The sequence below is a fragment of the Alcanivorax sp. genome, assembly GCF_040118815.1.
In the GTDB taxonomy this organism is placed as follows: Bacteria; Pseudomonadota; Gammaproteobacteria; order Pseudomonadales; family Alcanivoracaceae; genus Alcanivorax.
This window is the reverse complement of the sequence record NZ_JBEDTC010000021.1, coordinates 66,344-79,296: the sequence shown is the minus strand read 5'-3', so window position 1 is coordinate 79,296 and position 12,953 is coordinate 66,344. Positions and strand designations below refer to the sequence as shown.

The window sequence follows — 12,953 nt, the reverse complement described above, 5'->3', positions numbered from 1 at the left end:
TAACATTAATTTTCCTGAGTAGCTTCCAGTGCTGTCAGCAGCAAGCGCTGAAAAATATGCTCACGCACTCCATCCGGGTCCGTCAGCGCCATACGATCCAATTGCGCCGCAAACTCGCTTGGGCTGCCTTCACTGAACAACGCTTTGCGGCCCAGTTTCAGATATTCCTTGTGACTGACTTTTTCTTTCAACCAGGTAAGGGCCGTCATTAAGCGCTGCTCTACCTCGGTGAAATCCGTGCCTAGAGGAAAAACCGGGAAGCTTTCGTTGCCGCACTGCTCTGCGATGTCATGGAGATGCTCCGGATTATTGCGACGGTGCGCCTCGGGGATCTGATAACCCTGGCGAAGTTTCCCCGCTGCCTGGGCCTGCTCCATCAGTTCTACCTGGAAACGGCTATCGGCCACGTTAAGCATAGCCATAACCACTTCTTCATCGGTTTTGCCACGCAGATCCGCGACGCCGTACTCAGTGATTACCATATCGCGCAGGTGCCGGGGAATGGTGTTGTGTCCATAACTGAACACAACATTGCTCATAGCCTCGCCGCCGCGTTCACGCCATGACCGCACCATCAGAATAGAACGAGCGCCCTCAAGCTCATGGGCCTGGCTGACAAAATTATACTGCCCACCCACACCACTGAGCACGCGGCCATCTTCAATCTGGTCCGAAGCCACAGCGCCCAACAAGGTAACCGTGAACGCGGTATTGATAAAACGCGCATCCTGACGCTGCAAACGGTTCAGCGTTTCATCCCCGTAAAGATGATTGATAAAACTAATGCGCGTCATGTTGATTCTGTCGCGTTCCTGATCCGTCATCTCCCGCAGACGAGCGTAGAAATCCCGGGGCCCCAGGAAAAAGCCACCGTGCATCACCACGCCACCGGCCAGGCTTTCGCCGAACACCGCCTTCAGGGCTTCACGGGTGGTGCGATCATCCAGGTCATTGGGCACGATCACGTCATGGGGCAGCTGCAGTTCGTCACCGTGTTTGCTAATACCGTCGCGAAAAATACCGAACCGTTTCAGGGTACGCAGCTGTGCCCGATCCAGTCGCCGGCTGATTGCCGACTGCTGGCGCAGGGCATCCAGCAATGCCAGCCCGGGCGTCGCAGGGTTATGCATTTCCAGGCGCTGCAGTGGTGCCCAGTCATATACCGGGCGGCGTATGATGCCGTCGTCGATCAAGGTCAGCAGGCCGTGGGTCATCATTTCGCTGCAACCGTAAAGGCCCTCACGAAAGACCCCGGTGCCCCCTTCCCGCTGAATCAAGGCGTCATGCTCCGGCGGCACATCCCAGGCTTTCAACGCACTCAAGTAACGGGGATTGTCCTGCTCGCGCAGACGCAGGTGATGCACAAGCGCATCGCCAAGGGCACCAATACCGATTTGCAGCGTGCCACCGTCACGCACCAGGGTACTGGCATGCAGGCCGACAAAATGGTCCTGAATATTCACCGGCATGTTCGGGGTGCTGAACAGCCGTGTGTGCCCTTCCGGGTCGTCCACCAGAATATCCATCTCCGGCAGCCAGTCATCCACCCGGGCATCGTTACCCATAAACGGCAAGTCCCGATGCACCTGGCCCACGGACACGATGGTTTCACCGGCTTCCTTGCGAGCCTTGAGCAAGGGCATCAGGTCGAGAGTGACTTCCGGGTTGCAGGAGAAACTGTACTCGTCGTTGCCGTCTACCTGCCGGTGAGCCAGCAATTGCGCCACCACATTCACGCCTCGGGCATTGAGGTCCCGGGCCACATGGGTGTAGTTACTGCTGATGTAATGTTGCTGGGCCACATCACTGCCCAGCATGCTGCCAGGCTGCACGAAAAACTCGAACACCCGAATATTGGCGGGCAGATTTCCGCGCTTTTGCGCCGCCAGATAGGTGAGCTCTTCGTAGTCACCGAAAAGCCGCTCAGCAAACGGATTAAGAAACCGTTTTTCCAGGTCGCTGCCGGCACCCGGCTTGCCCAGCGACAATCCCGTATAGATATCCAGACTCAAAGCTGCATCGGCTTCCACGCGGGCATAAAGTGCATTCACAAATCGATTGGGCTTACCCAGCCCCAACGGCATGGCGAGGCGAATCTCGCCGCCCGTGGCATCAATAACCCGGTCTACCGCCTGCTCTACCTGATTAATTCGATCCGTCACGAGCTCTCCTTGTCATTCTCTTCATGTAGTTAGCATTCACGCAATTTCAATGACTAGCGGCATTGGACACCAGCGTGACCAGCACCACACCCGCGATAATGAACCCCATGCCCAGCATGGCGGGAAAATCGGGCATTTGTTTAAAAAACACCGCGCCCACCAAGGCAATCAATACGATACCCACTCCCGCCCAGACCGCATAGGCTATTCCCATGGGTATAGTGCGCAAGGTCAGGGAAAGCGCATAAAACGCAATGCAATAGCCCACCACGGTCGTTACCGATGGCCACAGCCGAGTGAAGCCCTGGGACGCATTCAACGCTGACGTCGCGACCACTTCAGCCAGAATGGCAATGGACAAGTACAGGTAACCCATAAGAACTCCGTAACAATAGGCAAGGGCTGGCTATTAAACCGAACATTCAGACCGAAGGGGCTACCTGCAGCTGATTCAACAAGACCTGCCAGTGTGCCAGCTGTTGAGCCGCGAAGTCAGCGTCACGGTGACGAACAATCAGCACCAGGCGCGAGTCGGCGTCCTGATCCGGCCACTGGTTCTGTGGCGTCATCTCCGGTGCCTGTTGCGCCACCCACTGAACCAGCATGGGACCGTCCAGCCCGTTTACCTGCAACAGCGCTTTCACTCGCACCAACGCATCACCGCACTGCGCCTGCAATTGTTGTAACGCGGCCTGCCATAGCGGCCAGTCCAGGCCATGGGGCCAGCACAGCGAAGCGCTGAACAGATTATGGCGGGACGCATTCTGTCCGGCAGGAAGGGACGCAGCCGCCTGAACGGCGGGCGCGCTTTTTCCCACAGGGGCAAACAGGCCGGTCACCCGACAACGGCGCGGGAACGATTCATCGAGCAACGTTGCGTCAGGGCAGTCGCTATCCAGCCGGTATTGCCGCGCAGACGCATTCAGCTCATGCAGCTGCGCCTGTAATTCCTGTACAGCAGCGAGATCGGCATGCTCTGCCTTGGAAAGCAGCAGCACATCCGCGCCGTGGATTTGCTCCAGGACTTCCGGATGCCGGGCAATCGCATCGGCACCCGCGCGGGTATCGACCACGGTCAGCACCGACTGACAAACGAAGCGCTTTTTCAACCAGAGATCTTGATCGAGCGGCGCTACCACACCGAAGGGATCCGCCGCGCCGGTGGTTTCAATCACCACGGTAGTGAACGCAGGAATATCGCCATTCTTGCGAGCCATGAACAGGTTGCGCAGCGTGGTGGACAGGGAGCCCTGTATCACACAGCACAGGCAGCCTCCCGCCAACAACGACAGCGACACCCCTTCAGCACCGGTGAGATGCTGATCAATGCCGATATCACCCAACTCATTGATGATCAGGGCCACATCGTTGCGCTCGCTTAGCCAGCGATTGAGCAGTGTGGTCTTGCCACTGCCCAAAAAGCCGGTGAGTACCACCACCGGAATGCGTTCTTCCATGGCAATCAGCCCAGCGACCAGGGCAGCTGCTCACCGGCAAAAAACGGCACTACCGGCTCCCCGGCTGCTTCAATCACAGCAGGTACATCCCAGGGCTTGCGCAGCAAGGTCACAGTATCCGTGTGGCGTGGCAGGCGATAGAAGTCGGCGCCAAAATGGCAGGCAAAGCCTTCCAGCTTGTCCAGCGCATTGTGCTGCTCCAGAAAGGTGGCGTACAGCGGCAGAGCCGCTCGGGCCGAGTAACAGCCCGCGCAGCCACAGGCGGCTTCTTTCTTGTTACGGGCGTGCGGCGCAGAATCCGTGCCCAGGAAAAAACGGCTGTGGCCGTCGATCACCGCTTTCTGAATCGCTTCCTGGTGCTGGCGACGCTTGAGAATCGGCAGGCAGTAATTGTGCGGGCGCACACCGCCCACTAGCAGGTCGTTGCGGTTCATCAACAAATGCTGGGGCGTTACCGTCGCGGCGGTCAGCGCGTTGGCCTCACGGACAAAGTTGACGCCTTCTGACGTAGTCACGTGCTCAAAGACAATACGCAGAGCCGGAAACTGGCTGCGGATCGTGTTCAAGTACCGGTCGATGAAGACCTTTTCCCGATCAAAAATATCAATATCCGCATCGGTTACTTCACCGTGCACCAGCAACGGCACATCGTGCTTTTCCATGGCTTCGTACAAGTGGAAAATCTTACCCGGGTCGGAGACACCACTGTCCGAGTTGGTAGTAGCGCCCGCCGGGTAAAGCTTGAAGGCATGCACAAAATCGCTTTTGGCAGCGCGTTCCACTTCCTCCACCGGGGTGCTATCGGTGAGATACAGCACCATCAAAGGTTCAAAAGTTACCCCTGTCGGCACCTGGGCCATAATGCGTTCACGGTACTCTGCGGCCTGGGCCACGGTGTTCACCGGCGGGTTCAGATTGGGCATGACAATGGCGCGACCGAATACATTCGCCGTGGCCGGCACCGTCTCCGCCAGCAGATCACCATCGCGGAAATGCAGATGCCAGTCGTCAGGACGGGCAATGGTCAGGGTATCGGTCATGGGGTCACCTTTTTACCGTGAGAGTTCGTGGGGCGTTTCGGGGCCGTAGTGTAGCGTAAGTTTGAGGGCAGGCGGAGGTGGGAGCCAACCTGCTGGCAATTGCTGCCCAGACTGAACGATATTGCATGCAGGCAAACGCCCACAACAATATTCCCCAACGAAAAACGCCCCGCGATGCGGGGCGTTTTCGAATATGGCGGAGAGGGCGGGATTCGAACCCGCGATACAGTTTCCCGTATGGCTCCTTAGCAGGGAGCTGGTTTCAGCCACTCACCCACCTCTCCGGAATGCGGTACTGCTTGTGGTTTGGTGGTGAACGCTCTTAATCGGCGCTGTCACCAAACTCGCCGCGCATCATAACGATTTTGCGAACAAAATACAGCCCAAAAATCAGGCAGACTCGCTATCTGACGATTTTTCGTGCTGAATTCGCTGATAAATTTCTTCACGGTGCACGGCAACTTCTTTCGGCGCGTTCACACCGATACGGACCTGATTGCCTTTTACACCCAGAACAGTGACGGTAACTTCGTCACCCACCATCAGGGTCTCACCAACTCGACGCGTAAGAATTAACATAATGATCCCTCCTGGGGTCCTTTCATTTCCGTGAGCGCTTTCCGTACCTGAGGCTCACGGGTTGCCGTCCTTGACGACTCCTTGGTGCAGAGACCATTAACCCACCCCTGGCACGGGGCCGGTAGTATGCCTGAATCAGATTCTCAAGTCTTGCCGTGAGAGGGGCTAGACCAACCGGTCATCGCCCCATACCTACCTGATGGTATGCCGATCAGGTGCCGGGCTGATCCAGCTCGAACTCGGAGTGCAGGGCACGGACTGCCAGCTCCAGGTACTTCTCGGCAATGACCACAGACACCTTGATTTCGGAGGTGGAAATCATCTCGATGTTCACCCCTTCGTTAGCCAGGGCTTCGAACATCTTGGACGCCACACCCGCGTGAGAGCGCATACCCACACCCACCAGAGAGACCTTTGCGATCTTGTCGTCACCGATAATTTCCGGGTTACCCAGCTCTTCAGACGCGTTACGCAGGGCTTCCTGGGCGCGGGCGAAATCGTTGCGGTGCACAGTGAAGGTAAAATCGGCAGCGCCGTCTTTCCCCACGTTCTGCACGATCATGTCCACTTCGATGTTTTCTGCACTCACCGGGCCGAGGATCTTGTAGGCGATACCCGGAGTATCCGGGGCGCCACGCACGATGATCTTGGCTTCATCACGGGTAAAGGCAATTCCGGAGATTACCGGCTTTTCCATATCAACCTCGTCTTCGACGGAAATAAGAGTCCCAGGGCCATCCTGGAAACTGGACAAGACACGCAACGGCACATTGTATTTGCCGGCGAATTCCACAGCACGAATCTGCAGGACCTTGGAGCCCTGGCTGGCCATTTCCAGCATTTCCTCGAAAGTAATGCTGTCCAGGCGGCGGGCGTTATCTACTACCCGCGGGTCGGTGGTATAAACCCCGTCCACATCAGTGTAGATCTGGCACTCGTCCGCTTTTAGTGCGGCGGCAAGTGCTACGGCGGTGGTATCCGAACCGCCACGGCCCAGCGTGGTGATGTTGCCGTCGCCATCGACGCCCTGGAAACCGGCCACAACCACCACACTGCCGCCATCAAGATCGGCGCGCACTTTCTTGTCGTCGATCTCTTCGATACGGGCTTTGGAGTAAGAGTTGTCGGTGCGCAGGGGAATCTGGCTGCCGGTATAGGAGCGGGCGTTCAGGCCCTGCTTCTGCAGCGCCATGGACAGCAATGCAATGGTGACTTGCTCGCCGGTAGACACCAGCACGTCCATTTCCCGAGGAGAGGGCTTGTCGCTGACGCCGTTGGCCAGCTCGATCAGCCGGTTGGTTTCCCCGCTCATGGCGGATACCACGACGACCACCTGGTCACCCTGTTTATGGAAGCCTGCTACCTTCTCGGCAACGGCCTGGATGCGTTCGACCGTACCCACTGAGGTACCGCCGTATTTCTGCACGATAAGAGCCATAAAGTCGCTTTTTCTGCAAAAAAGAGCGCGCTACTTTAGCAGAAACGCGCCGGGATTTCATGTTCAGGTGGTATGGCGAATCAGATCTGCGACCCTTTCCGCCCCCAAAGTGGGTTTTTCAGGCCAAAAATATCCGCTATTTCCGGCCCAATTCCCTACTCAGCCACCCAGCCCTTTACACTTTCCAGCGCCCCGGGCAATGCAGCAGGATTATTGCCGCCCCCCTGGGCCATATCCGGGCGACCGCCGCCGCGACCGTCCACTTGCTCGGCCACGAACTTGAGCAGATCACCCGCTTTGTATCTGGCGGTCAGGTCCTTGGTGACCCCCGCCACCAACGCCACTTTATCGCCTTCCACTGCGGCCAGCAGAATCACCGCGGAACCCAGCTTGTCTTTCAGCTTGTCCATGGTAACCCGCAAGGTTTTGCTATCGGCGCCGTCGATTTGTGTCGCCAGTACCTTCACGCCATTAATGTCCTGCACATCACTGGTCAGGTCGCCGCCGGCGCCACTAGCCAGTTTTTGCTTAAGGCGTTCAATTTCTTTTTCCAGTTCACGCACTTTTTGCGCCTGGCTGCGCACCCGCTCGGCCGCATTGTCCGGTGAGCTTTTCACCGTGGCGGCGATATCGCTGAGCGCCCGTTCCTGCTGGCGCATCACCGCCAGAGCGTGCTCGCCGGTCACCGCTTCGATACGGCGCACGCCGGCGGCTGCAGAGGCTTCCAGGGTAATACGGAATAGTCCGATATCGCCGGTGCGGTTCACGTGCGTGCCGCCACACAGCTCCTTGGAGAAACCGTCACTGCCCATGCTCAGCACGCGCACCTGATCATCGTATTTCTCGCCGAACAGCGCCATGGCGCCTGCTTCACGCGCCGCGTCAATGTCCATCAATTCAGTGGTCACGGCGGTATTCGACAGAATCTGGCGATTCACCAGAATTTCTATCTGTTCGCGCTGGGCTTCACTGACGGCTTCGCCGTGGGAGAAGTCAAAGCGCAGATAGTCAGCAGCCACCAACGAGCCTTTCTGTTGCACATGTTCGCCCAGCACATCGCGTAGCGCCGCATGCATCAGGTGTGTAGCGGAATGGTTGCGCATCACCGCGCGGCGACGATCCACATCCACATAGGCCGATACCTTGCTGCCCACCGTCAGGCTGCCGCTTTCCAGCTTGCCCACATGCACGTGGGCCGCCTGGCGCTTGCGGGTATCGGTGACCAGGAAACGAGCTTCACTGTCATCGCCTCCCATCAGCGCGCCGGTATCGCCTACCTGACCGCCAGACTCCGCATAGAACGGGGTCTTGGCCAGCACCACCATGCCTTCTTCGCCGGCATTCAGGGACTCGACCGCTTCGCCATCCTTGTACAGGCCCACCACCGCATCGTCACCGGCCAGCTTCTCGTAGCCGGAGAAATCGGTCACCGCCTCGATATTCAGCCGGTCGCTGTAATCATTGCCGAAACTGCCGGCACTGCGCGCCCGTTCACGCTGGGCGTTCATGGCCTCTTCAAAGCCATCCATGTCCACAGTCAGATCACGCTCTCGGGCCACGTCGGCAGTCAGGTCCGGCGGGAAACCGTGAGTGTCGTACAGGTTAAACAGCACCTCACCGGGCAGTACCTTGCCATCGAGCTGGTCGATGGCACTTTCCAACACTTTCATGCCTGCCGCCAAGGTGCGGCCAAACTGCTCTTCTTCCGCCAACAAGGCTTTTTCGATGCGCGCTTGGTCACGGACCAGTTCCGGGTAGGCTTCGCCCATCTGCTCGACCAAAGCGACCACCAGCGTGGAGAAGAACGGCTTGTCTTGCCCCAGCTTGTGGCCATGGCGCAGGGCACGGCGAATGATACGGCGCAGCACATAACCGCGGCCTTCGTTGGACGGTATCACCCCGTCGCAGATCAGGAAGCTGGCTGAGCGAATATGGTCAGCAATTACGCGCAGGGACTTCTCTTCCAAATCGTCACAGCCAGTGGCCAAAGCCGCCGCTTTCAAGAGCGCCTGGAATAGGTCGATTTCGTAGTTGGAATGCACGCCCTGCAACACCGCCGCAATACGTTCCAGGCCCATGCCGGTATCCACACTGGGCTTGGGTAATGGCTGCAACTCGCCATCCGGCTGGCGATCGTACTGCATGAACACCAGGTTCCAAATCTCGATATAACGATCCAGATCTTCGCCCTCAGACCCGGGCGGGCCACCGGGCACATGCGCCCCATGGTCGTAGAAAATTTCCGAGCTTGGGCCGCAGGGGCCGGTGTCGCCCATCTGCCAGAAGTTATCTTCATCCAGCCGGGAGAAACGTTCGGCACTGACACCCATTTCCTTGAGCCAGATATCTGCCGCTTCATCGTCGGACACGTGCACCGTGACCCACAGACGATCTTCCGGCAGCCCCAGGGTGCCAGTCAGAAATTCCCAGGCAAACTTAATGGCTTCGCGCTTGAAATAGTCGCCGAAGCTGAAGTTCCCCAGCATCTCGAAGAAGGTGTGGTGGCGTGCCGTGTAGCCCACGTTCTCCAGATCATTGTGCTTGCCGCCGGCGCGGACACAACGCTGGGAACTGGTCGCACGGGTGTAATCCCGGGATTCACGGCCCAGAAACACATCCTTGAACTGGTTCATTCCCGCATTGGTAAACAACAACGTGGGGTCATTGTGAGGCACCAGCGAGGAGGACGGCACCTTGGTGTGCCCCTGGCTGGCGAAGTAGTCCAGAAAGGCCTGGCGTAGTTCAGCACTCTTCATAGGAGAAACAATCATTGGCTGGCTGTCAGAGAGGGCCGAGTATAGCGCCCTCAAGGCCCGGTTGCGATGGTTCATGAGCTGCGAGCTACCAGCTTCTAGCTATGAGACAAAAGAAGAGGCCACCTTCTGTTTTCGGGTTATTCTAGAAACTAGAAACTAGAAGCTCGCAGCTCGCAGCTCGTTTTTAGCCCTTGATCGCCGCCGCCAGACACACCGCCAGCACCATCACCAGCAGGATACGCTTGAGTACACGGGGGGAGACCTTGTGTGCAAAGCCCACCCCTAGCCGAACGCCGAGCAGACTGCCTGCCGCTACCACCAGGCCCAGCAGCCAGGCGACTTGCCCTCGGGCCACAAAAATCGCCAGTGCCAGCACAGTAAAACTGCCAGTGATCGCCAATTTCAGTGCATTGCTGCGCAGCAGATCGTAGTGCAACTGCCCCGCCAGTACCGCCAGCAGCACAAAGCCCACACCGGCCTGCACAAAACCGCCATACACGCCGGCCAGAAACAGGCCGAGCCACCCGGACAGGCTCGCGTTCGGGGATAGCGGGATAGCATCCGGCGACGGCGACATTTGCGCCGGACGCAGCACCATCAGCAAAGCCACCACCACCAGGGTCGTCAGCAGAACCGGTTTGAGGATGGTTTCCGGAAGAAACGCCGCAGCGCCGGCGCCCACCAGGGTGCCCAGCAGGCTCGGCACCAGAATCGCCGGCAAGGCGGCGAACGGCATGGAGCCCCGTTTGTTGAACTGGCGAACCGCTTCCGCACTCTGAATCAGTACCGCCACCCGCATGGTGCCGTTGGCCAGCGCAGCCCCCATACCGGTAAGCATCAGCAATGGCAGAATCAACAAGCCACCGCCACCCGCCAGGGTATTGATAAACCCCGCCAGCACACCGGCGCCCAGCAACGCTGCCACTAACCAGGGGTCTGATAGATATTCCATGGGGTTCCCAGTCCGGTTTCACAAAGCACAAGGATACCCTGACCCACCCGCCAGCAAAATGTGTTGAGGGCACAGGGGCTGTATACGAGTCTCACCCACCAAGCGCGCCGCAGGAGCGTCGCTGACGGCGCGATTCATGCCTGGATCAAGAACCGTTGCCGCACAGAGGGGGCAACGTTCGCGGAGTAAAACCCCACTCTTCCCCGGTGAGTTCTGACCCTGTGGAGTAAACGTGGTAAACAGCCTTTCCGGGTTCGGGGTATCGCGCCGCCAGCGACGCTCCTACAGCAAGGCGCCAGGGTAGCGGCAGGAATTATGTGTAGCCCGCTTCTTACGGGATTTATCGGAGCAAGCAGGGGTCAGTCCAGATCGTCCTCAGAAGAATCCAGCGCCGCAAAGCTCTGCTCGGCATCAAACCCCCGGCTTTGCAAAAACCGTAGCTGTTTGGCCTTTTCTTTCTGGTCAGCAGGGTAGTGCCGAAACCGCCGGGCTCGGACCTCTTTGGCCAAGGCAAACCAGTCTACCTCGGCATTCTCCAGTGCTTCGGCGATCCAGTCGTTCTCCACGCCTTTGAGCTGCAATTCCTGGCGAATGCGCAGGGCGCCCTGCCCTCGCTCAATGCGGGCACGCACAAAAAAACCGGCAAAGCGCCGGTCATCGATAAAGTCGTGTTCTTCGCACCAGGCGAGCACGGCAGCCAGCGCTGGCTGATCACCCAGCCGCTGCTGCAGCTTGGTGACCAGTTCACGTCGGGCATGATCGCGCCGGGCCAGCAGGGCAATCGCCCGCTGACGCAGCTCGGCCTCCGTCAGCGGCTCACTCATCGTCAGCGGCGGCATCCTCTGCTACTCGTCCTTCATCTGCTGCCGGCACTTCCGCGGTGGGGTCCGGCAGCAAGCGCGCACGAATTTGCGTCTCAACCTCTTCGGCAATGGCCGGGTTCTCGCGCAGGTACTCACAGGCGTTCTGCTTACCTTGGCCAATCTTGTCGCCCTTATAGGCATACCAAGCGCCCGATTTGTCGATCAAGCCCTGCTGAACACCCAAATCCAACACTTCGCCCATCTGGTTAATGCCCTGCCCATAAAGAATCTGGAACTCGGCCTGACGGAACGGCGGCGACACCTTGTTTTTGACCACTTTCACGCGGGTTTCGTTACCGGTGACTTCATCACCCTGCTTCACCGCACCAATACGGCGGATGTCCAAGCGTACCGAGGAATAGAATTTCAGCGCATTACCGCCGGTGGTGGTTTCCGGGCTGCCGAACATGACACCAATTTTCATACGGATCTGGTTAACAAACATCACCAGGGTATTGGCGTTTTTCACGTTACCGGTAATTTTGCGCAGCGCCTGGCTCATCAAGCGAGCCTGCAGGCCCACGTGGCTGTCACCCATTTCGCCTTCAATTTCGGCTTTCGGCACCAGTGCCGCCACAGAATCCACAATTATCACGTCCACGGCACCGGAGCGCACCAGCATGTCGGTGATTTCCAGCGCCTGCTCACCGGTGTCCGGCTGGGAGACGATCAAGTCGTCCACATTCACGCCCAGTTTTTCTGCGTAATCCGGGTCCAAGGCGTGCTCTGCGTCCACAAAGGCACAGGTAGCGCCTTTTTTCTGGGCCTGGGCGATCACGCTCAGGGTCAGGGTGGTTTTACCAGAGGACTCAGGGCCGTAGATCTCGACGATACGGCCCTTGGGCAGCCCGCCAATACCCAAAGCGATGTCCAGCCCCAGTGAGCCGGTGGAGATGGACGGCATGCGCTCGCGCTTGCGATCGCCCATGCGCATGACGGAACCTTTGCCGAATTGGCGCTCAATCTGTGACAGTGCGGCGGATAGCGCCTTACCTTTATCGCTCATTGTGACCCCTCTCCGTTTGCGGCGCGTCATTCATTGACGCCAACCGTATCTGATCTGTCTTATCTGGCCTTCCGGTCAGTGCTGACAATATGGACAGTATTATGAACAGCATTGGCTGTCCATTGCAACCACCCTGCTTCTGTCCAAATCACTGTTGCTGCCACCCCGCCTCGGCGGGGCAGCGATGAATAGCCCGATTGTGGCTACTTGAGGCGGGCATTCAAGCCCAGTATGGCTTCGTGGATGGTCTGCTGACGGACGGCGTTACGGTCACCGTCAAACTGGAAACGGCGGGCCTCGGCGTAACCCAGCTTCTGGCCCCAGGCAATCCAGACGGTACCCACCGGCTTGTCCGGGCTGCCCCCGTCGGGGCCGGCGATGCCAGTCACCGCCACACTGACGTGGGCGCGGGAATGGCTAATCGCGCCCCGAGCCATTTCCAACGCGGCCGCCTCGCTGACGGCCCCCGATGCCTCAAGGGTTGCCGGCTGCACGCCCAGCATCTCCTGCTTGGCCTCATTGGAGTACGTCACGAAGCCCCGATCAAACCACGCGGAGGCGCCGGCAATGCCGGTCAGGGTTTCTGCAATACCCCCACCGGTGCACGACTCTGCGGTGGTCAACATCAATCGCTGCTGGGCCAACGATTCGGCCAGGGCCTGTGCAGCAGTGAGAATATCGTCGTCCCAAATTGGCATGC

Annotated in this window: 11 protein-coding genes and 1 tRNA gene; all 12 read right to left on the bottom strand. The window is 58.6% G+C overall.

Features of this window, described 5'->3' with window-relative positions:
- Nucleotides 1–5 precede the first annotated feature (5 nt).
- Nucleotides 6–2,162 (bottom strand): acetyl-CoA hydrolase/transferase C-terminal domain-containing protein, encoded by a 2,157-nt coding sequence (locus tag ABNH18_RS15685; protein ID WP_349383731.1) that lies wholly within the window; start codon nt 2,160–2,162, stop codon nt 6–8.
- A gap of 46 nt (nt 2,163–2,208) precedes the next feature.
- Nucleotides 2,209–2,538, bottom strand: a complete 330-nt coding sequence (locus tag ABNH18_RS15680) for a DMT family transporter (protein WP_349383730.1) — start codon at nt 2,536–2,538, stop codon at nt 2,209–2,211.
- A gap of 46 nt (nt 2,539–2,584) precedes the next feature.
- On the bottom strand, nt 2,585–3,619 hold the full coding sequence (locus ABNH18_RS15675; protein WP_349383729.1) for a CobW family GTP-binding protein: 1,035 nt from the start codon (nt 3,617–3,619) through the stop codon (nt 2,585–2,587).
- Nucleotides 3,620–3,624: 5 nt separating this feature from the next.
- On the bottom strand, nt 3,625–4,659 hold the full coding sequence (pyrC, locus tag ABNH18_RS15670; protein ID WP_349383728.1) for a dihydroorotase: 1,035 nt from the start codon (nt 4,657–4,659) through the stop codon (nt 3,625–3,627).
- 194 nt (nt 4,660–4,853) lie between these two features.
- Nucleotides 4,854–4,943, bottom strand: a tRNA-Ser gene (locus ABNH18_RS15665).
- 106 nt (nt 4,944–5,049) lie between these two features.
- Nucleotides 5,050–5,238, bottom strand: coding sequence for a carbon storage regulator CsrA (gene csrA / locus ABNH18_RS15660; protein ID WP_035229872.1), 189 nt, complete (start codon nt 5,236–5,238; stop codon nt 5,050–5,052).
- A 211-nt stretch (nt 5,239–5,449) separates the two neighbouring features.
- The gene (locus ABNH18_RS15655; protein ID WP_349383727.1) at nt 5,450–6,676 is read right to left on the bottom strand and encodes an aspartate kinase; all 1,227 of its coding nucleotides are present in this window, start codon (nt 6,674–6,676) and stop codon (nt 5,450–5,452) included.
- 155 nt (nt 6,677–6,831) lie between these two features.
- Nucleotides 6,832–9,432 carry an alanine--tRNA ligase gene (gene alaS / locus ABNH18_RS15650; protein WP_349383726.1) on the bottom strand — a complete coding sequence of 867 codons (2,601 nt, stop codon included), beginning with the start codon at nt 9,430–9,432 and terminating at the stop codon, nt 6,832–6,834.
- Between the two features lie 184 nt (nt 9,433–9,616).
- Entirely contained in the window at nt 9,617–10,384 is a 768-nt protein-coding gene (locus ABNH18_RS15645; protein ID WP_349383725.1) for a sulfite exporter TauE/SafE family protein, read from the bottom strand.
- A 359-nt stretch (nt 10,385–10,743) separates the two neighbouring features.
- Nucleotides 10,744–11,223: a regulatory protein RecX gene (locus ABNH18_RS15640; RefSeq protein WP_349383724.1), complete on the bottom strand. Its 480-nt coding sequence runs from the start codon at nt 11,221–11,223 to the stop codon at nt 10,744–10,746.
- Nucleotides 11,201–12,253 carry a recombinase RecA gene (gene recA, locus ABNH18_RS15635; RefSeq protein WP_349383723.1) on the bottom strand — a complete coding sequence of 351 codons (1,053 nt, stop codon included), beginning with the start codon at nt 12,251–12,253 and terminating at the stop codon, nt 11,201–11,203. Before recA ends, ABNH18_RS15640 begins: the two co-directional genes overlap by 23 nt.
- 203 nt (nt 12,254–12,456) lie before the next feature.
- The gene (locus ABNH18_RS15630) at nt 12,457–12,951 is read right to left on the bottom strand and encodes a CinA family protein (protein WP_349383722.1); all 495 of its coding nucleotides are present in this window, start codon (nt 12,949–12,951) and stop codon (nt 12,457–12,459) included.
- Between the last annotated feature and the right edge of the window lie 2 nt (nt 12,952–12,953).